We start from the raw sequence: 19,194 nt of genomic DNA, 5'->3' as shown, positions 1-19,194 counted from the left end.
TATAGGCATATTACATTCACTTAACTTCTAATTTATTGGTAAGTTAAGTGAAGTAATCCCTAATTATTGAGGTATGTTTAATTAAATATACTTGTAGAATTTCTGTTGTAATTAAATAATATTACTGCTGTTTTTATAAAGCAGATTAATGTTTAAGAAATTAATTGTTATTGAAATTGTTAAATTTAAAAGGCATGATGTTTAAATATCATGCCTTTTTTAATATCTATATTTTGATTAAATTTTAAAATTTTATATTAAATATACTAAAAGACATTCTTTTTTTTAAAATGTGTTTTTTTTTGATGAAATTTATGAATTAAATAATTTTAAGAATACATTGTTATTTAATACATTTATAAAAAATTACAACAACTATGAGTTATTATAAAATAGAAAATTTAGAACAATATTTTAAACATTACAATAAGTCAATAAGAGAGCCAAGGAAATTTTGGGGTAAAATAGCTGAAGAAAATTTTACCTGGTACCAGCAATGGGAAAAAGTTGTTGATTTTAATATGGCTGATGCCGAAGTAAAGTGGTTTACTGAAGCAAAAGTTAACATTACAAAAAATTGTATTGACAGACACTTAAGTAAAAGAGGAGAAAAGACGGCAATTATTTTTGAACCGAATAATCCGGAAGAAAATGCTTTACATATTACTTATAATGAATTATACGAAAGAGTTTCTAAAATGGCAAACGTTTTGCGCGAGCAAGGTGTTGTTAAGGGAGACAGAGTTTGTATTTATTTACCAATGATTCCGGAACTTGCAGTAGCAGTTTTGGCCTGTGCCAGAATTGGTGCTATACATTCGGTTATTTTTGCCGGATTTTCAGCTTCTGCAGTTTCTGCAAGAATAAATGATTGCGAATGTAAAATGGTAATCACTTCAGATGGAGGCTACAGAGGAAATAAAACAATTGATCTTAAAGGAATCGTCGATGAAGCTTTAGATACCTGCCCATCAGTTACAAAAGTTTTAGTTGTAAAAAGAACCCAGACAGAAATAAAAATGCAGGAAGGTCGTGACATTTGGTTACAGCCTTTATTGGATGCTGCCCTTGATTACAATGTGGCAGAAATCATGGATGCCGAGGATCCTTTATTTATTTTATATACTTCAGGTTCAACAGGGAAACCAAAAGGAATGGTACATACTACCGCCGGATATATGGTTTACACAGCTTATACTTTTAAAAATGTTTTCAGTCATGAAGAAAATGATATTTTCTGGTGTACTGCCGATATTGGCTGGATTACCGGACACTCATACATTTTATATGGTCCACTATTGAATGGAGGCACAACTGTAATTTTTGAAGGTGTACCATCTTATCCTGATTTTAGCCGTTTTTGGGAAATTATAGAAAAACATAAAATAACACAATTTTATACAGCACCAACTGCAATTCGTTCATTGGCAAAAGAAAGCTTAGATTATATCCAAAAATATCCTCTAAAATCACTTAAAGTCATTGGATCTGTTGGGGAACCAATCAATGAAGAAGCATGGCACTGGTTTAATGACCACGTTGGAGATAAAAGATGCCCGGTTGTGGATACTTGGTGGCAAACAGAAACAGGTGGGATTATGATTTCGCCAATTGCTTTTGTAACACCAACAAAACCGACATATGCAACTTTACCATTACCGGGAATTCAGCCAGTTTTAATGGATGAAAAACGTAATGAAATTGAAGGAAATCAAGTAGTAGGAAGTTTATGTATTAAATTTCCATGGCCAGGAATCGCCAGAACTATCTGGGGTAATCATGAACGTTACAAAGAAACTTACTTTTCAGCTTTCCCTGGGAAATATTTTACAGGAGACGGAGCTTTAAGAGATGAAGTAGGATACTATAGAATTACCGGTAGAGTAGATGATGTTGTAATTGTTTCGGGACATAACTTAGGAACTGCACCTATTGAAGATGCTATTAATGAGCACCCTGCAGTTGCTGAATCAGCAATTGTTGGTTTCCCTCATGAAATAAAAGGGAATGCTTTGTATGGTTATGTAATCTTAAAAGAAACAGGTGAAGTTAGAAATAAAGAAAACTTAGCTAAGGAAATTAATCAATATATAGCGGATCATATTGGTCCGATTGCTAAATTAGATAAAATTCAGTTTGTATCAGGATTGCCAAAAACACGTTCAGGAAAAATTATGCGTAGAATCCTGCGTAAAATAGCTGAAGGAGATTTTTCTAATTTTGGAGATACTTCAACTTTATTAAATCCTGAAGTTGTCGAGGATATTATGAATGAAAGAATTTCATAATAATGAAATTGATGATTAAAAAACAAAAAACCGTCTTAAGACGGTTTTTTTATGTAATTAAAAGAGATAATAATTTGAGTTTACCTATTAATCTTTCTTTAAACTCAATCCCATTGGAACCATCAAAACACCTTTTTCATAAATATTTAAATAAAGTGTAACCGGCTTTTTTTGTCCTTCCCATTTCAACTCATAAACATTCAGGAATCCGGCTCCCATATCGCTTCGTTTTGTCGGAAATGGGCAACAGGCCTCTAATCTTGTATATGTGATTTTTTCTCCGTTTGGTCCAGCCAGAGCATTTAAAAAACGGGTTTCGTTGAGTGCTTCATCTTTAGTATTTCTGTAAAAGATATTAATTGGATAATCAGGATTGTAACCATATTTTTTGTCTTTGCTGAAAAGTGTAATGACAAACGTATTATTTTTTGACAAAACTAAATCCGGAGCATTATCGTCTACATTCTTTAAAGTTGATTTTGTGCTCACACAAGAAGTTACAGTAATTAATAAAAAGATAAAAGCAGCTATTTTTTTCATGATTAATGAGTATTGGTATACAAATGTAATAGGTTTTTTTGAATGCAGGAATTTTAAATTATTTAAAAAAAATCAACGCAAATCAGTTTTATACGGATAGTGTAGTCTTTATTAGTTACATATATTATGCCATAAGATAAAGAGGCTTTGGTATTCTTCCATAAAAAAACATTCTGTTTTACTCCAATATAGAATAAAACAGAATGTTTTTGAAAATATTTGCAATTAAACGATTTCGGCACTAAGTCCAGCTTCCAGAAGTTGTGTACATTGTGGTTTTAACTTATCCATCGGACCTGTTTTTACTGTGCATTTTCCATTATAATGAACAATTAAGGAACATTGTTCTGCTTGCTCGGGAGTGTGGCTGCATACACGCATTAAAGTGTCAATTACGTGATCAAAAGTGTTTACATCATCATTATAAACAATGATTTCGTTATTGAAACCTGTAGCTTCCTTTTCGCGAACTTTTTCTCTTACTTTTTCTTTAGTACTCATGTTTTTAGGTTTTTGTACTGTTTGTAATAAACTATCTAATTTACGTATTTTAATGAAACCCAGTTGTTTCTTTGAAACTTTTTTACATACGTTAAACCTTTTTCAGTGCAGGATGCATCAATAAAAGGAATGTCTTCCTCATAAAAACCACTTAAAAGCAACGTTCCTTTTGGGTTTAAACAATTTACATAACTTAGCATATCGTTCAATAAAATATTACGGTTTATATTGGCAATAATCAAATCGTATTTTCTGCCCGGTAATAAATCCGCATCGCCTTCATAAACAGTAATATGTTGACAATTGTTACGTTCAGCGTTCTCAATCGAATTCAAATAACACCAGTTATCAATATCAATAGCATCAATAGGCTGAGCACCTTTCATTTCAGCTAAAATAGCTAAAATTGCAGTTCCGCAACCCATATCAAGAGTTTTTAACCCTTCAACATTAGTTTCCAGTAAATGCTGAATCATCATATGGGTAGTTTCATGATGTCCCGTTCCAAAACTCATTTTCGGCTCGATTACAATATCAAATTCAGCATCGGTTTTTTCATGAAAAGGAGCACGAACATGACATTTTCCATCAACATCGATGGCCTCAAAATTCTTTTCCCATTCTTCATTCCAGTTTACCTGATCAATTTCTTCAACTGTGTATTCAATTTTAAATTCTTCAGATTGTAAAATATAAATGTCATCCAGAATATTCTCGTTCCATAAATCTTTTTTCACAAAAGCCGAAATCCCATTTTCAGTTTCCGTAAAACTTTCGAACGCTTTTTCGCCTAATTCAGCAATTAAAATTTCTGATCCCGATTCTTTTGGTTCAATTGTAAAATGATACCCTAAATATATATTTGACATAAATAATTTTTTTGCAAAGGTAAGAATCGAAAGTTGAAGTTGTTTATAAATAATCAATATCCTTACAAATATTAATGTTAATTTTGAGTAAGATTTATAAGAGATTATTTTATATGAAGAATGTCATTTTTGTTTTGCTTTTCGTGGTGCTGAGTTCAGGAAGTTGTGAGAAGGAAAACGAAGCCGAAGTCATTCGGTCGTTTTGTTATTGGAAAACTGATTTATCTTTCGGGAAAGAAGAAGATTCTATTATTAAAGATATGAAAGTGAGCCATCTTTATGTTCGATTTTTTGATGTAGACTGGAACCCTTTTTTAAAACAGCCCTTACCCGTAGCTACGATTCATGACATAAGATTGAATGAAAGCAATCCTGAAATTACACCGAGTATTTTTATAACAAACGAAGTTGTTTTAAAGTCCGACAAGAAACAATTGGATAGCCTGGCAGTGCAAATTACCAAGCGTATACAGCAAATTGGTACTAAAATGAATGATATTAAGGCAGAATCAATTGCTTATAAGATTGTATATCCGGAAAATTATAACAATAAGAAAGGCTTTAAGCAACTAAATTATGACTCTGTAAAATCTGCTGAATTAACTAAATTAAAAATGGGCTTCAAAGAGATCCTGCTTGACTGTGACTGGTCAGAAAAATCGAAAGAAAATTATTTTTATTTACTCCAAAAAATAAAAAAAGAAAATCCCAAGTCAAATCTTACTGCTACAATTCGGCTATGGCAATATAAATATGCTGAAAAATCCGGAACTCCTCCGGTTGATAAAGGTCTGCTGATGTGTTATAATGTATCAAAACCGGATGATTTTCAAACTAAAAATTCAATAGGAACAAGTGATGAATTAGCACAATACATTACGCATAATCAATATAAACTTAAATTAGATATCGCTTTGCCGTTGTACAGTTGGGCGGTTGTTTTTAGAGGAAATAAATTCAAAGGAATTCTATCCGATTATGAACAGTTGATGAATGATACCATTAAATTAAAGAAATCAGCATCTGATAAATATATTTTACAGGATGATATTCTGATTGGACAAACTTATCTGAGAAACGGAGATGAAATCAGGATTGAAAAGATCTCGGATGACGAGTTGGATAAAATGATTTCTATTGTAAAAGACAAAATTCAGATTGACAATCAAACCCGAGTGACGTTTTTTTCCTTTGATAAAAAATATATAAATGATTATGGAACCCAAAATATCTCCAGCTATTATGCGCGTTTTTAGCAGTTTAATTTTTTTACTGTTAAGTTTTCAGGTTTCTTTTGCCTGCGGATGGAGCGTTTCGCCCGAAACGAGCAGATTGGCTTTGTTTAAAGCACAGCGTCAGGTTTTTTTTAAGCTTACTCCTTTTTATTATTCGGCAGATTCTTATTATTCTACAGATGCAATTTCTAATGCAGATCGGGAATTGAATTGTTTGGAATGGAAGAAAAAATTAGACGGCCAGATAAACCCTGAGGATATTAATTTTATTTTATATCAAACAGATGCAGAAGTTTTTCAAAATGCTTATGATGACAAGACTTTAAAAGATGTTTTTGTTAGAAACACTTTTGTTGAAGCTTTATTACAACCTAAAAATAAAGCTTTTTTAGAATATATTGTATTTGCCAAAAAGTTGGAATACGATAAGAGTCCGGTTGAGAAGTGGGAATCCTGGGGAGATATCGGTTCAGGCAGTAATGGAAAAAAATGGTTGGATCCGGGAAATTTTGAGCAAAAAATTACGTCTGCAAAAGATGCTTTTTTAAAACAGCGTTATGCTTTTTTAATTTTAAGATACAGTTTCTACGGTCAGGATCCAAATCAAGTGATTCGTTTATATGACACTTATTTTTCTAATAATAAAAATACGATTTTAGCACCCTGGGCTTTGTATTATAAGGCTTTGTGCATTGATAATTTACCTTTGCAGAATTATTTGCTGAGCAAAGTTTTTGCTGCCTGTGAAGAAAAGTCTTTTGCCGTTGTGCAGCATTATAACTGGAAATTAACTGCAGAAACTTTGGCTTTGGCCCGAAATGATGAAGAACGAAGTGTTATTTTATCTATTGAAAGTTTGCGCAATCCTGCACCGGATTTAAAAGCGATAAAGGAAATTTATCAATTAAGTCCAAATAGTCTGTATTTGAGTTTTTTGATTGGAAGAGAAATCAACAAGCTGGAAGATTGGATTTTTACGCCACAATATACCAGTGGTGGTCCATCGGTTGTCTTTGATGGTACAAATTGGTATGAAGATTATGCCAAAGCAAAACAAGAAAATCTGGCTAAGGATATTTTGTATTTAAGAGAATTGAAGGATTTTTTGATTAGTATTCATGGTCAAATTTCAGGAGAGCAAAAAGATTATGTAACAACTGCAATTGCCCAACTTTGTTTTATTGATGATGAAGTTGATTTAGGAAAAAAATACACCAATATGATCTCTGATAAAGCAAATGCATCAATACAGATGCAAAAAAATATTCAGTTGGCTTTGGTTGCTTTAAAACAAAATGATTTGCACGACGAAAAAGTTCAGAATCAACTTTTTGGTTATTTTAATTCTGTTGAAAATTTGATAGAAAGTGATAGTGGTTTATTTAAAAATTTATATAGTTTGTATCGAATTGCAAGCAGTGAATTTTTTAAGCAAGGTGACAGAGTAACTGCGGGTTTATTGCTTATGAAATCTGACAGTAAAAATGCAGGAGAATATTCGATATATGATACTCCTTATTTTTACAGCTATATTGGGTATTTTGACCGCTCTGCAACTGTAAAGGATATGGATCGCCTGATAGCTTTGCAGCAGAAAGTAAATAAAACACCTTTTGAGAAATATATTTGTGCCGGAAGTATAGCGCCAAATGTAAATTATTATAAAGATTTAAAAGGAACGCTTGCTTTCAGGAATAATAATTTAGAATTGGCTTATGCTGTGTTTTCAAGTATGCCAAAAGATTTCTGGGAAAAGAATTATTCATTTACAGATTATCTGAATGAAAATCCATTTATTCCTAAAATTTTACAAAAAACTAAAGAGCGTAAATTCAATTATCGTTTTAATAAAGCCGAATTTATTGCAAAACTGATTCGTTTAAAAAAACAAAATACAGCCAGTAGTCATTTACAATTGGCGCATGCTTATTTTAATGTTTCGTATTTAGGAAATTCCTGGATGATGACTGCTTATGACTGGACTTCAGGAGAATCTTATATTGATTATATTTATGGAGATAATACAGAAGCCGAAAAAAAGTATCAAAATGGTAATTATTATAATTTGACAATGGCTAAACGATATTATGAAAAAGCTTTGCAAATGTCTAAAAATAATAATGAAAAGGCTTTGGCCAGTTTAATGATTTTCGAATGTAATTATTATGATTTTTATGCTAATTATGTGTATTCTGATCAGGAAAAAATACCATTTAAAGCAGGGCAGGAGCTTATTAATTTTTACTCGGTTTATTCAGGAACTGCAAATTTTAAAAAATATAACTGTCCCCTTTTGGATTCTTATATTAATTAAAAAAACAAGTATTTGATTTTTTGATGATTCATTTATCCATATGAGTAAATCACAATCTTAACACAAAAAGGCATATTTTAATTTACAGAAGGCTATCTTTAAGAAAAGATAAAAATATGTCAGATAAAAACAAAAAGTCGTTCGGAGTCTGGATGGATTCGCATGACGCTATAATCGTAGGAAAAGAAAGTGTTGATAATGGAGAATTTACTATACTCGGACATGTAAAAAATGCAGGACCGGATAATAATTCAAATGAAAAAAATGCAAACAATCAGGAAATTAGCCTGATGCACAAATTTTTCAAAGAGATTGCAGGTAAAATGCCCAACATTGATCAAATTCATGTAACCGGAACTGGGCAAAACCAGGAACAGTTTATAAATTTTTTAGCTGAAACTCCACAATATAAAAATGCAGTATCAAGTGAAAGTACGTCTAATAAAATGAGTGATGAAAATCTCGTGGCATACATTACCAAATATTTTAATTAAATATTTTTCATAATTATATTATCATCAAGGCCTTAAATGATTCATTTAAGGTCTTTTTTTTAGATTAATATTTCAGGTTACATATAAGATAATTAGAAAGTTTATTTTTAACTGATATAATTCCAAATATTTTTTTTCTTGGTTAATTCTATGAAAACTGCTTTTAAAACCGCATGTTCAGGTTTTTGTAATGGAGCATCTTCTCTTAAAATTTTCAGGGCATAATTTCTGGCTAAAATCAAAATATCGCGATCCCGAACAATATCAGCAATTTGAAGGTTTAAGACACCACTTTGCTGTGTCCCCATCAAATCCCCCGGACCGCGAAGTTTTAGGTCGACTTCGGCAATTTCAAAGCCATCATTGGTATGAACCATTGTTTCCATACGGGTTTTACTGTCAGAACTCAATTTATGGCTTGTCATCAAAATACAATAACTCTGTTCGGCTCCACGACCTACACGCCCACGCAATTGGTGCAATTGGGATAATCCGAAGCGTTCAGCACTTTCTATAATCATTACACTGGCATTCGGAACATTCACTCCAACTTCAATTACGGTTGTGGCTACCATAATATTGGTTTTTCCTTCAGAAAAGCGTTTCATTTCGGCATCTTTATCAGCCGGTTTCATTTTTCCGTGTAAAATTGAAATTGAATATTGAGGCAACGGAAAATCACGGGAAATACTTTCGTAGCCGGCCATTAAATCTTTGAAATCCATTTTCTCAGATTCCTGAATTAAAGGATACACAATATAAATTTGTCTTCCAAGGGCAATTTGGTCACGAAGAAATTTCCAGACTTTTAACCGGTTACTGTCAAAACGATGAACGGTCTGAATGGGTTTTCTGCCGGGAGGCAATTCATCAATAACAGAGATATCCAAATCACCGTACAAACTCATTGCTAAAGTTCTCGGAATAGGGGTTGCGGTCATTACTAAAACATGTGGCGGAATTTCGTTTTTCTTCCATAATTTAGAACGCTGTTCTACACCAAAACGATGTTGCTCATCAATCACTGCCAATCCCAAATTTTGAAATTTCACCTTGTCTTCCAATAAGGCGTGTGTTCCGATTAAAATGTGCAAAGTACCATCCTCAAGTTCTTCGTGAATAATTTTTCTTCCTGAAGTTTTAGTTGAGCCTGTTAATATTTTTATATTGATATTTAGTGTTTTAGCTAATTCAGATAACCCAATAAAGTGTTGATTTGCCAAAATTTCTGTAGGCGCCATCAAACATGCTTGGAACCCATTATCGATAGCCAGAAGCATACTCATAAAAGCCACGATCGTTTTTCCGGAACCCACATCTCCTTGTAATAAACGATTCATTTGAGCATTACTTCCCATATCAGAACGGATTTCTTTTACCACTCTTTTTTGGGCATTTGTAAGCTCAAAAGGCAAATGATTCTGGTAAAATTCATTAAAATATTCTCCCACCTTGGTAAATGGATGGCCCTTTATTTTATGCTTTCTAATTAAGTTTTTGGTAATCAATTGTAGTTGAATAAAAAACAGTTCTTCAAATTTTAAGCGGAATTGCGCTTTCGCTAAAGCATCGGCACTTTTAGGAAAATGAATATTGAATAAGGCTGCTTTCTTCGAAATCAATTTTAATTCTTCAATTAAATAGGAAGGAAAAGTTTCGGTAAATAAAGCCTGTGTTTCAATAAATAATTGCTCCATTAGTTTGTTTACCGTTCGGTTAGAAATGCCGCGATTGGTCAAAGTTTCTGTTGAAGGATAAACAGGCTGCATAGCTGAACGAAGGCTTTTTTCATGCTCGCTTAAAAGCTCAATTTCAGGATGTGCCATGCTAAACTGACTTCCGTATAAAGAACATTTTCCAAAAATGACACAAACTTCATTTAGTTTTAAGCTTTCGCGAATCCATTTATGTCCCTGGAACCAATTCAGATCAATTTGTCCGGTATCATCCACAAAAGTGGCTACAAGACGTTTTTTATTCTTTGCAAACTCAACAGTTTTTATGTTGATGATTTTACCTATAATCTGAACCTCTGTACCGGTATTTTGAAGTTCATTTATTTTATAATAACGTGTTCTGTCAATATATCTATTTGGAAAAAAATTAATTAAATCCCCATATTTATGAATTCCTAACTCCTTGCGAAGCAATTGACCACGACTGGGACCAACGCCTTTTAAGTATTCGATTGGAGTATCAAGGAGATTATTGGACATTTACTGATTGTAGATTTTAGGTTGCTGATTTAGAATAAAGAATATAGAAAATAGAGCATAGATTTTTGTTATTTTTTTGTTCTGTGTTCTTTTTCCTTTCAAAAGCGAAGATAGATTTTAATTGGGAAATTTGAAAATCTATACTTTTCATTTTTCTGGAACCTTCATTATGAAACGATTTTTTATAATTTTTATGTCTTTTTTTTTGGAAAGAAAAAACTTATGTTTGCATTCGGATTGAAATTTAGGATTGGATAATAATAATCTAATGCAATTAATCAGCAATTAGCCATAATAACCTTAAAAAAATAAAGATGTTCATTTTCGTTTATCAAATAATCACAAAACCTTTAACCTCAAGAATTCTTTCTGAAGAAACTTGCCCTGCTTGTAATAAAAAAGATGACCTACAATTAACCCTGTATATGCGATACATAGCACTGGGAATACCTTTTTTTGGAATGGGAAGGCATACCGGAGTGACTTGTACTAATTGCGAAAATGTGTTGAAAAACCCGTATGCTTCAATATTTGCAAAGAAAAAGTATTCAAACACAGTGGCTGCTGCTATAAAAAATATTCGCGCCAATCATAAAAGAACCTTATGGCAATTATTATATCCCTGGTCAATTTGGTTTGTTTTGCCTTTTATAATTTTGTTTCTATTTGCTTACGGTTCTATAATTAAAGAAAACCGTAATGACAATGCTAAAAAATATGCGGAGTTAATTAACCATCCGCAACCGGGAGATATTTATAAAGCAATGTGGTCTGAAGAAAACAGTATCTCACAAGGAGCATTAATAAAATTAATGCGCATTAACGGGGATACTATGTATGTTGTTCGAAGTAAAGAAATGATTCCGATGAGCTTTTCTGAAGAAGAGTGGAATAAGCTTTCAGCAGATCCTGGTGCATTCAATACTAAAGAATATAAAGTAAAGAAATTTGAGGACTCGAAAAATAATAATTTGGGCAGTTTTTTTATGTATAATAAAGATGAAAATGGCAAAGAGTACCCTATATATTTGGGTGGAATCCTAAACAGCAAATCTGAAATGGATTTGGATTTTGAAACTATCGAACGTAAAAAATAAAAATACGGCTTTATCTGACGAGTTATAATAAATTCAGTAACAAGGTTTTAGGTTTTTAATTTTATATAAGCAACCATTTAATAAAATGGCCATCTATTAAGTAGAACCTTAAAAACAATATAGATGAAAAAATTTGGAGCAGCTTTTATTCTAATTTTAAGTTTTATTTCTTGTTCAAGTGATGATACAAAGCCGTCTTTAGCTTTAGATTATTACGGAAAATGGCAATTAATCGAAATATCAGGTTCAATTGTCAACTCTGTAATAGTGGGGCCTGAAATGAGTTGGCAGGAATTTTATACTTTTAATACTAATGGAGAATTTGTAAAAACAAGAATAAAAGATAATATCACTACAACCGCATCGGGAACATTCTCAATTATTAAAACATCAGATGAGACACATTTAGAATTGACTTATTCAAAAAGCAATACTCTGGTAGGAAGTTGTTATGGAAATTTAAAAGAAGATTTTTTCATTGACGACAATAATTTATTAGTAAGTACCTGGCAAAATTGTGACGGCCCTCGATTGGTTTATCAAAAGAAGAAATAAAAAACTGTAAGTTTGCAGATGAATAGAAAGAGTGTTCGATTTTAATTATTGAATACTCTTTATTTTTTATTTTAAACTTTAGAAATGACAACACACTTAGCACTTTTACGAGGAATTAACGTCTCTGGTCACAACATGATGAAAATGGAAGCATTAAAACTGATGCTTGAGAATATTGGTTTCTCAAATGTTAGAACTTACTTGCAATCCGGAAATGTTTTTGTTGATACAGAAGAAGAGAATGCCTCTAAGGTAGGGTTTATCATCAAGCAGGAAATCTTTAAGGTTTTCGGGCATGAAGTACCTACAGTTGTTATCACCAAAGAAGACTTAGAGGCTTGTTTTAAAAATAACCCATTTCTAAAAGAAAAGAATTTAGATACTAAAAAACTGTATGTAGCTTTTGTTTCGATTGCTTTAAAAAGTGAAAATATAAACGACCTGAAAATCAGTCAGTTTAAACCGGACGACGCTAGTATTGATGGAAATCGAATTTTTATTAAATATGCTGTTGGAGCCGGAAAAACCAGATTTGATCAGAAATATATCGAGAAAAAACTAAATGTAATCGCAACAATTAGAAACTGGAATACGGTAACAAATTTGCTAAAGATGTTTAATGAATAAAAATAGCAGAATCCAAATTTGAATTCTGCTATTTTTTGTGTCTTGTAAAAGTATATTTAAATTCTGAAAATTCCTCCAAAAGCAACAATTCGCTGAAAGAAGAAAAAATCTTGTGAAGCACTATCATCTTTACTTACGGTTGTTCTGATATCCTGCATGTTAATGTAACCTCCTTTTAGTTCACCCTGAATATAAAAATATTTATAAAAAGTAAAGTTAATTCCAGCTTTAGCAGATACACCATAACCGGAAACATGAAAATCATCATGACGATCTTTACCTAAAAGTTTAGTATTTGTTTTAGGATATAAGAGTCCGCCACCAAAACCTTCGGTTAAGTTAATTTGAAATTTATCCGTATTTGGAAGATGAATACATTGTGAAATATCATCATGTCTTGAAACTTCTGTATTGACATAATTTAAACCATCAGTATGTTCGTAAGTTAGAAATTTCTCAGTCAAAAGTACCTGATCCGGTTTACCTGCAATCTGTTCATCATAAGTACCGGGATTTGGATAATAACCATCAATGTCAACTGCACGATCTTGATACATTACATATTTCATGTGATCCCAACCAATTGCAACACTGTAATGATCATTAATAAAATATCCCATTCTGAAATTAGTTTGAGGGATAGTCATTCGGGAAGGATTAAGATAATCAATATGCCAGCCTTTCGGTTTATCGTGGGCTGAAATATCATGCAAAGTAAAATTATAATCTTTTCCTCTGAAGTTTACATCTGATTTTGTGTAGCTGTCTCTGTTTCCTCCCCAGGAAATAAAGAACTTTCCTTTGTTGTGTGCTGTGTATTTATCTTGTATTGCAATTTCTTCCTGAGCAAAAGTGTTAGCAAAGCACATTAAAAAGAAAAGCAAGAATAAAAATTTATTTTTCAATTATTAGTAAGAATTAGAATGAATTAACTGTTTTTCTGATAGCAACCAATTTGGTCATCAGATCTTCAAAATAGTCTAAATGCAGCATATTGGCACCATCACTTTTTGCATTGGCAGGGTCAAAGTGAGTTTCAATAAAAATACCGTCAACACCTACAGCAATTCCTGCTTTTGCAACAGTTTCAATCATATCAGGTCTTCCACCCGTAACACCAGCCGTTTGGTTAGGTTGTTGTAAGGAGTGCGTTACATCCAGAACTGTAGAAGCATATTGCTGCATAGTAGGGATTCCCCTAAAATCAACAATCATATCCTGATAGCCAAACATAGTACCACGATCTGTAATTATTACATTTTCGTTATTACAATCCAATACTTTTTGTACTGCATGTTTCATGCTTTCAGGGCTCATAAATTGCCCTTTTTTCAGATTTACCACTTTTCCTGTATTTGCAGCAGCCACAACCAAATCAGTTTGACGTACAAGGAAAGCAGGAATCTGTAAAACATCAACATATTGTGCCGCCATATCAGCATCTTCATTGGTATGAATGTCTGTTACAGTAGGAACATGGAAAGTTTCTGAAACTTTTCTTAATATTTTTAATGCTTTTTCATCCCCAATTCCGGAAAAACTATCAATTCTGGAGCGATTGGCTTTTTTAAAAGATCCTTTGAATACATAAGGAATCTGAAGTTTGTCGGTAATACCAACTAATTTTTCAGCAATTCTAAGAGCCATTTCTTCTCCTTCAATAGCGCAGGGTCCCGCCAATAAAAAGAAGTTGCCACTATCAGTATGCTTAATTTGTGGAATATGTTGTATGTTCATAATATGATTTTTTTGACAGTGCAAATGTAGTTATGATTTATGAATCGCAGATGAAGATTTAAGATTTTTTTATGAAGCTAATCCTGCTATCCGCTTCAATATTTTTCTCCAAATCCTTTTTTCCAAGTCTGCTCAGGAGCTTCCGCTGGTCGCTCTGCCCAGTCAGGAAAAAACAGGCTTTCTCAAAAAATGATTTCTGCTGCTATCAGGGCTAAATGACAACAATTCAAATAGGTTTAGAAATAATTTTCAGCAATGCAATTTAGTGTGCAAATGTTTTTATTAATAAGAAAAGTCGTTAAATTTTATTATTTTTGATTAAAACAAAAATTATGCAATGGACACTTATTGAAAAACTTTGGAAACGTACTGTAAGTTCTCATAACAGCAAAGATGACTCTACATGGAATGAAGAAATTGAAATGCTTTATAGATTAGGTATCAGTATGGAAGACACACTTCAATATTTGTATTTTAATAAACCTGATTTTGAGTCTTTTAAAAACTGGATATTGCAAAATAAAAATGAAATAAAGAATAAAGAACAAATTGATTCTGAAGATGTTCTTTCAAAAGAAGACCTTGACTTTTGGGAGGAAAATGGATATGTAATAGTGAAAAATGCTATTACAATATCAGAATGTGAGGAAACTCAAAAAGCCATTTGGAATTTTTTGGAAATGGATCCTGATGTAAGAGAAACATGGTATAACAGACATAAGGAGCAGAAAGGACTTATGCTTAATTTTTCTAATCACCCAACTTTAAATAAGAACAGATCATCTTTACGGATACAGAAAGCTTATGAACAGCTTTATAAAACAACAAATATTTATAAAACCATTGATAAAGTAAGTTTTAATCCCCCTGAATCAGAACACTTTAAATTTTTAGGAAGTCCGCTCCATTGGGATGTTAGTTTAAAATTACCTATTCCATTTGGCTTACAAGGACTTTTATATCTTACAGATTGTGCCGAAAATGAAGGAGCATTCCATTGTGTACCGGGATTTCATAGAAAGATAGAGCAGTGGCTCGGAGATTTAAAACCAACGGATAATCCAAGAGCAGTAGCTGTCGAAACATTAAAATCAGCTGCTATAACCGGAAATACTGGTGATTTTATTATCTGGCATAAAGCTTTGCCTCATTGCGCTACTCCCAACCATGGTTTATTCCCCAGAATGGTGCAATATCTTACATACCTTCCGAATAATTATAAGGAAGTTTCAGAATGGATTTAATTTATTCAAAAAGGTGTATAATAAAAAAGCTCTGGAAAACCCAAAGCTTTTTGTATATGTATCAAAAGAAAAATAGGCTCTCCTTTCAATTATTATTTTTGTTGTCCAGGGGCATATGCTCTGGCACTTTTGCTTCCTGACATTTTTTTGGCCTGTCCGGGTGGTACTTTTCGAGAGTTACCGTTTGAATGTGAGTGATGTATGACACAGCTTAACATACTCACCATTACAAATAATAGGACCATAATAATTACGGCAAATTTAGTGTATTTGGAATTTTTCATAAAATTATTTTTATTTTGAATTACAAATATAATGCTTACCAGTATATTTGTTCATACTTTGAATTTGTTTAAAATCATTATAAACAAATGGCTCTGAAATACAAGGCTTCGTATTATCAAAAGGAGAAATTATTCTTCCTTCATTGTGTGATAAACGTTCATTACGTCATCATCTTCTTCTATTTTTTCAATTAACTTTTCAACATCGGCAATTTGAGCTTCGGTAAGTTCTTTGGTAATTTGCGGGATACGCTCAAAACCGGAAGATAAAATTTCTAAACCTCTGTTTTCTAATTCTTTTTGTAAAGCTCCAAAGCTTCCAAAAGGAGCATAGATTAAGATCCCGTCTTCGTCTTCAAAAACTTCTTCAGCACCAAAATCAATTAGTTCCAGTTCCAGTTCTTCAGGATCAAGATTTCCTTTTGCTATACGGAAATTACAAGTGTGGTCAAACATAAACTCTACTGAGCCCTGAGTTCCCATTGTTCCGTTACATTTGTTAAAATAGCTGCGGATATTAGCAACAGTCCTATTATTGTTGTCAGAAGCTGTTTCAATCAAAATTGCAATTCCGTGAGGAGCATATCCTTCAAACAAAATTTCCTTATAATTGGCAGTATCTTTATTACTTGCATTTTTTATGGCACGCTCAACATTATCTTTAGGCATGTTGGCCGCCTTAGCATTTTGTATAACGGCTCTTAATCTAGAATTGGCATCTGGGTTAGGACCACCTTCTTTAACGGCCATAACGATATCTTTACCAATTCTGGTAAATGTTTTGGCCATTGCAGACCAACGTTTCATTTTTCTTCCTTTTCTAAATTCGAACGCTCTTCCCATTACTAATTTTTTATTTTGTGATGCAAAAATACGGTTATTCCTTATTTTTCCAAAAACAAAACTATTCTTTTTTAAATTATGTTTTTATGATTGATTATAGCATATACGAAGCCATTTTTAACTTCAAAAATCATCCTTTATTTTAACTATATTGAGCACAACAAGAAACAGAAAATTATTTTGAGGAATTGAATTCATTAATAATATTCACAGCCTCATTCAGATAAGGATTGGTTTTAAGGTTATTAATCTGATATTGGTTTATTGTTTTTTCACTTGGGTAAACGCCTAATAAAAACTGATTGACTGTTGAATTATAAACTTCCAGGGGATTGTTCTCATCATTAAAAGTACTAATTTCTGTCCATAATCCATCCCTGATTTTTTTTTGCTCGAAAATTGCATCCAGAGTTATCGGAACTTCAGCTTTTGGAACATTTACCATTTGATCAATTTTTACATTTATTTTTTTAATTTCATTAAAGTAAAAATTATCAGCCAGTCTTGCAGTGCTGTTTTTTGCAATCTTATCAATTAAGTTCCTTTTTACATAAGGCCTGTATTTTAAGAAAGAGTCAATACTGTCGTTCTGAATTGCCGTCGGGAAATTACTTTCTTTTTGGTAAACACTTTCATAAAACTCAGGAAGGACAACATCAGGTTTTACGCCGATATTCTGGTGACTTTTACCAGTAACCCTGTAGAATTTATTAACTGTAATCTTTAAAAAATCTGTAGCTGTATTTTCGTCAAGCGGAAGAATGGTCTGCATAGTTGCCTTTCCCAATGTATTACTGCCTAATATTAAAGCACGGTTGTAATCTTGTAAAATTGAAGAAAAAAACTCACTGGCAGAAGCTGTATTGCTATTAACTAAAACTACAATCGGACCTTTATAAATTAATCCTTTGTATGGGTCATTAATAACCGATTTATTTTTTTTGTTATCTACAACAATAGAAATAGGTCCATAATCAATAAACATCCCGGCCAGTCTTATGGCTTCCTCCATTGAACCGCCTCCATTATCAATTAAATCAATTACCAGACCTTTTACATTATCTCTTTCTAACTTTATAATTTCCCGGGCAACATCATCTGCACAGCCTTTTTGACCTGTAGATTCTAAATCGGCATAGAAGCTTGGAATTTTAATGTATCCAATTTTACTTTCTTTGCCAATTATAAAACTGAAAACCGAATTATCCTCATCTTTCATCAATTGTTTTTCAATATAAACATCGAAATTTTTACCTGAATTTCGCTTCAGCGTAAGGGTAATATTCTTATTTGACTCAGACAAAATCATGGTAGAAATTGATTCCAGAGAAGAGCAGGAAACTTCCAAAGTTTCTTTTTGATTAGAAATAGAAACAATCTGATCTCCCTTTTTAATTTGTCCTGTCTGATAAGCAGGGCCATTAGGATCTAATTCTTCAATGATGATTTCGTTTTTCTCATTTAATTTTACACTCATTCCCAAAGACAAATGTTCTTTTGATAATGAAGCTACAAAACTGGATTTAGAATCGTTGCTAAAATAAGTTGTGTGTGGATCGAAATAAGTACAAAAAAAGTTATAAAGTTTTTCCTGTTGTGTATCCTTTCTTTCCAGGAGGGTATTAATTCTGCATATCTCATTTGATAAAATTGCTTTTTTTGATTCTGATTCTATCGATTTAAAATTAGATTTAAGAGAATCCAGATCGTTACTCTTTTCAACAATATCATCTAAAATCTGATAACGTAATTTTTTCAGCCAGACTTTTTCCAAATCCTCTTTTTTGAGATAAAACGAAAAAGCGTTTTTGTAGAACCGAATCGTATCTTTTTTATTGTAATCAATTGTTCCGGCTTGAATTTTCTCTAAAACATTTTTGGTTCTCGTAAGTCCATTTATATATTTAGTGGTAATATCACTTAAAAAATCACAATCATTTCCTAAAATTAAATTGTCTAAATTCAAACGATATTTTTGCGCCATTTCATCATATTCTGACTTTAAAAAAATATTTCTTGACGGATCAAGTTCATCAATAAGATTGTCAAAAACAAAAACCGATAAGCTGTCATCTACTGGTTTGGGTCTTACATGGTCACTTTGAATAAGCGAATTTATTTTGGTAAGTATTTCGCATGTCTGATCGCTATTTTGACTAAATAGAGCATTTGTAACCAGTAAAAATACCAATGATAAATTTTTCATAAATAAATAATCTTCGCTTATACTAAAATTACGTTTATTTTTCGACAAATAATAGTAATTCTCTTAAAATGTCGATGATATCTATTTTTAATAATCAATGTCACTCTGAGCATTCTATGATAAAAAACAACAAAAAGTACTAAA

General features: G+C 32.1%; 17 protein-coding genes. 8 read left to right on the top strand and 9 right to left on the bottom strand.

From position 1 onward, the window contains the following. Positions 1–377: 377 nt before the first annotated feature. The gene (gene acs, locus ACEN92_RS05025) at positions 378–2,288 is read left to right on the top strand and encodes an acetate--CoA ligase (protein WP_495641275.1); all 1,911 of its coding nucleotides are present in this window, start codon (positions 378–380) and stop codon (positions 2,286–2,288) included. A gap of 87 nt (positions 2,289–2,375) precedes the next feature. On the opposite strand, the gene ACEN92_RS05020 is transcribed toward acs, so the two are convergent. The 3 genes from ACEN92_RS05020 to prmA all read right to left on the bottom strand — a co-directional run bounded on the left by ACEN92_RS05020 (position 2,376) and on the right by prmA (position 4,198). Continuing rightward, positions 2,376–2,828, bottom strand: a complete 453-nt coding sequence (locus tag ACEN92_RS05020) for a 2-dehydro-3-deoxyphosphooctonate aldolase (RefSeq protein WP_495641274.1) — start codon at positions 2,826–2,828, stop codon at positions 2,376–2,378. 225 nt (positions 2,829–3,053) lie between these two features. Next, positions 3,054–3,329, bottom strand: a complete 276-nt coding sequence (locus tag ACEN92_RS05015) for an ATP-dependent Clp protease adaptor ClpS (RefSeq protein WP_007811508.1) — start codon at positions 3,327–3,329, stop codon at positions 3,054–3,056. Between the two features lie 35 nt (positions 3,330–3,364). Next, positions 3,365–4,198, bottom strand: coding sequence for a 50S ribosomal protein L11 methyltransferase (gene prmA, locus ACEN92_RS05010; protein ID WP_495641273.1), 834 nt, complete (start codon positions 4,196–4,198; stop codon positions 3,365–3,367). 113 nt (positions 4,199–4,311) lie between these two features. On the opposite strand from prmA, the gene ACEN92_RS05005 reads away from it, so the two are divergent. The 3 genes from ACEN92_RS05005 (at position 4,312) to ACEN92_RS04995 (ending at position 8,241) form a co-directional block, all read left to right on the top strand. Beyond that, the gene (locus ACEN92_RS05005) at positions 4,312–5,454 is read left to right on the top strand and encodes a hypothetical protein (RefSeq protein ID WP_495641272.1); all 1,143 of its coding nucleotides are present in this window, start codon (positions 4,312–4,314) and stop codon (positions 5,452–5,454) included. Continuing rightward, positions 5,414–7,747 carry a hypothetical protein gene (locus ACEN92_RS05000; RefSeq protein ID WP_495641271.1) on the top strand — a complete coding sequence of 778 codons (2,334 nt, stop codon included), beginning with the start codon at positions 5,414–5,416 and terminating at the stop codon, positions 7,745–7,747. The genes ACEN92_RS05005 and ACEN92_RS05000 overlap by 41 nt, the downstream gene beginning before the upstream one ends. A 116-nt stretch (positions 7,748–7,863) precedes the next feature. Beyond that, positions 7,864–8,241, top strand: a complete 378-nt coding sequence (locus ACEN92_RS04995; RefSeq protein WP_495641270.1) for a hypothetical protein — start codon at positions 7,864–7,866, stop codon at positions 8,239–8,241. 107 nt (positions 8,242–8,348) lie between these two features. On the opposite strand, the gene recG is transcribed toward ACEN92_RS04995, so the two are convergent. Beyond that, a complete protein-coding gene (gene recG, locus ACEN92_RS04990; RefSeq protein ID WP_495641269.1) occupies positions 8,349–10,457 on the bottom strand; it encodes an ATP-dependent DNA helicase RecG in 2,109 nt (702 codons plus the stop codon). 314 nt (positions 10,458–10,771) lie between these two features. Between recG and ACEN92_RS04985 the strand changes: the two genes are divergently transcribed. The 3 genes from ACEN92_RS04985 to ACEN92_RS04975 all read left to right on the top strand — a co-directional run bounded on the left by ACEN92_RS04985 (position 10,772) and on the right by ACEN92_RS04975 (position 12,736). Then, positions 10,772–11,554 carry a hypothetical protein gene (locus tag ACEN92_RS04985; RefSeq protein WP_495641268.1) on the top strand — a complete coding sequence of 261 codons (783 nt, stop codon included), beginning with the start codon at positions 10,772–10,774 and terminating at the stop codon, positions 11,552–11,554. A gap of 123 nt (positions 11,555–11,677) precedes the next feature. Further along, positions 11,678–12,109 carry a hypothetical protein gene (locus ACEN92_RS04980; RefSeq protein WP_495641267.1) on the top strand — a complete coding sequence of 144 codons (432 nt, stop codon included), beginning with the start codon at positions 11,678–11,680 and terminating at the stop codon, positions 12,107–12,109. 84 nt (positions 12,110–12,193) lie between these two features. After that, the gene (locus ACEN92_RS04975; RefSeq protein ID WP_495641266.1) at positions 12,194–12,736 is read left to right on the top strand and encodes a DUF1697 domain-containing protein; all 543 of its coding nucleotides are present in this window, start codon (positions 12,194–12,196) and stop codon (positions 12,734–12,736) included. 56 nt (positions 12,737–12,792) lie between these two features. On the opposite strand, the gene ACEN92_RS04970 is transcribed toward ACEN92_RS04975, so the two are convergent. Next, complete coding sequence (locus tag ACEN92_RS04970) at positions 12,793–13,641, bottom strand: hypothetical protein (RefSeq protein WP_495641265.1); 849 nt, start codon at positions 13,639–13,641, stop codon at positions 12,793–12,795. A 13-nt stretch (positions 13,642–13,654) separates the two neighbouring features. After that, entirely contained in the window at positions 13,655–14,473 is an 819-nt protein-coding gene (gene kdsA, locus ACEN92_RS04965) for a 3-deoxy-8-phosphooctulonate synthase (protein ID WP_495641264.1), read from the bottom strand. A gap of 332 nt (positions 14,474–14,805) precedes the next feature. Between kdsA and ACEN92_RS04960 the strand changes: the two genes are divergently transcribed. Then, positions 14,806–15,717: a phytanoyl-CoA dioxygenase family protein gene (locus tag ACEN92_RS04960; protein WP_495641263.1), complete on the top strand. Its 912-nt coding sequence runs from the start codon at positions 14,806–14,808 to the stop codon at positions 15,715–15,717. A gap of 92 nt (positions 15,718–15,809) precedes the next feature. Here the strand turns inward: ACEN92_RS04960 and ACEN92_RS04955 are convergent, their stop codons facing one another. The 3 genes from ACEN92_RS04955 to ACEN92_RS04945 all read right to left on the bottom strand — a co-directional run bounded on the left by ACEN92_RS04955 (position 15,810) and on the right by ACEN92_RS04945 (position 19,050). Continuing rightward, positions 15,810–16,001, bottom strand: coding sequence for a hypothetical protein (locus tag ACEN92_RS04955; protein WP_495641262.1), 192 nt, complete (start codon positions 15,999–16,001; stop codon positions 15,810–15,812). A gap of 129 nt (positions 16,002–16,130) precedes the next feature. Continuing rightward, positions 16,131–16,844: a YebC/PmpR family DNA-binding transcriptional regulator gene (locus ACEN92_RS04950; protein WP_007811539.1), complete on the bottom strand. Its 714-nt coding sequence runs from the start codon at positions 16,842–16,844 to the stop codon at positions 16,131–16,133. A 175-nt stretch (positions 16,845–17,019) separates the two neighbouring features. Further along, positions 17,020–19,050: a S41 family peptidase gene (locus ACEN92_RS04945; RefSeq protein ID WP_495641261.1), complete on the bottom strand. Its 2,031-nt coding sequence runs from the start codon at positions 19,048–19,050 to the stop codon at positions 17,020–17,022. Between the last annotated feature and the right edge of the window lie 144 nt (positions 19,051–19,194).

The organism is Flavobacterium sp. Flavsp81 (genome assembly GCF_059491325.1).
This window is presented reverse-complemented; position numbering and strand designations above follow the sequence as displayed.

Excerpts from the sequence above, each read along its gene's own strand:
- acs (WP_495641275.1), top strand. The coding sequence starts at position 378 with ATGAGTTATTATAAAATAGAAAATTTAGAACAATATTTTAAACATTAC.
- ACEN92_RS05020 (WP_495641274.1), bottom strand. The coding sequence starts at position 2,828 with ATGAAAAAAATAGCTGCTTTTATCTTTTTATTAATTACTGTAACTTCT.
- ACEN92_RS05015 (WP_007811508.1), bottom strand. The coding sequence starts at position 3,329 with ATGAGTACTAAAGAAAAAGTAAGAGAAAAAGTTCGCGAAAAGGAAGCT.
- prmA (WP_495641273.1), bottom strand. The coding sequence starts at position 4,198 with ATGTCAAATATATATTTAGGGTATCATTTTACAATTGAACCAAAAGAA.
- ACEN92_RS05005 (WP_495641272.1), top strand. The coding sequence starts at position 4,312 with ATGAAGAATGTCATTTTTGTTTTGCTTTTCGTGGTGCTGAGTTCAGGA.
- ACEN92_RS05000 (WP_495641271.1), top strand. The coding sequence starts at position 5,414 with ATGGAACCCAAAATATCTCCAGCTATTATGCGCGTTTTTAGCAGTTTA.
- ACEN92_RS04995 (WP_495641270.1), top strand. The coding sequence starts at position 7,864 with ATGTCAGATAAAAACAAAAAGTCGTTCGGAGTCTGGATGGATTCGCAT.
- recG (WP_495641269.1), bottom strand. The coding sequence starts at position 10,457 with ATGTCCAATAATCTCCTTGATACTCCAATCGAATACTTAAAAGGCGTT.
- ACEN92_RS04985 (WP_495641268.1), top strand. The coding sequence starts at position 10,772 with ATGTTCATTTTCGTTTATCAAATAATCACAAAACCTTTAACCTCAAGA.
- ACEN92_RS04980 (WP_495641267.1), top strand. The coding sequence starts at position 11,678 with ATGAAAAAATTTGGAGCAGCTTTTATTCTAATTTTAAGTTTTATTTCT.
- ACEN92_RS04975 (WP_495641266.1), top strand. The coding sequence starts at position 12,194 with ATGACAACACACTTAGCACTTTTACGAGGAATTAACGTCTCTGGTCAC.
- kdsA (WP_495641264.1), bottom strand. The coding sequence starts at position 14,473 with ATGAACATACAACATATTCCACAAATTAAGCATACTGATAGTGGCAAC.
- ACEN92_RS04960 (WP_495641263.1), top strand. The coding sequence starts at position 14,806 with ATGCAATGGACACTTATTGAAAAACTTTGGAAACGTACTGTAAGTTCT.
- ACEN92_RS04955 (WP_495641262.1), bottom strand. The coding sequence starts at position 16,001 with ATGAAAAATTCCAAATACACTAAATTTGCCGTAATTATTATGGTCCTA.
- ACEN92_RS04950 (WP_007811539.1), bottom strand. The coding sequence starts at position 16,844 with ATGGGAAGAGCGTTCGAATTTAGAAAAGGAAGAAAAATGAAACGTTGG.
- ACEN92_RS04945 (WP_495641261.1), bottom strand. The coding sequence starts at position 19,050 with ATGAAAAATTTATCATTGGTATTTTTACTGGTTACAAATGCTCTATTT.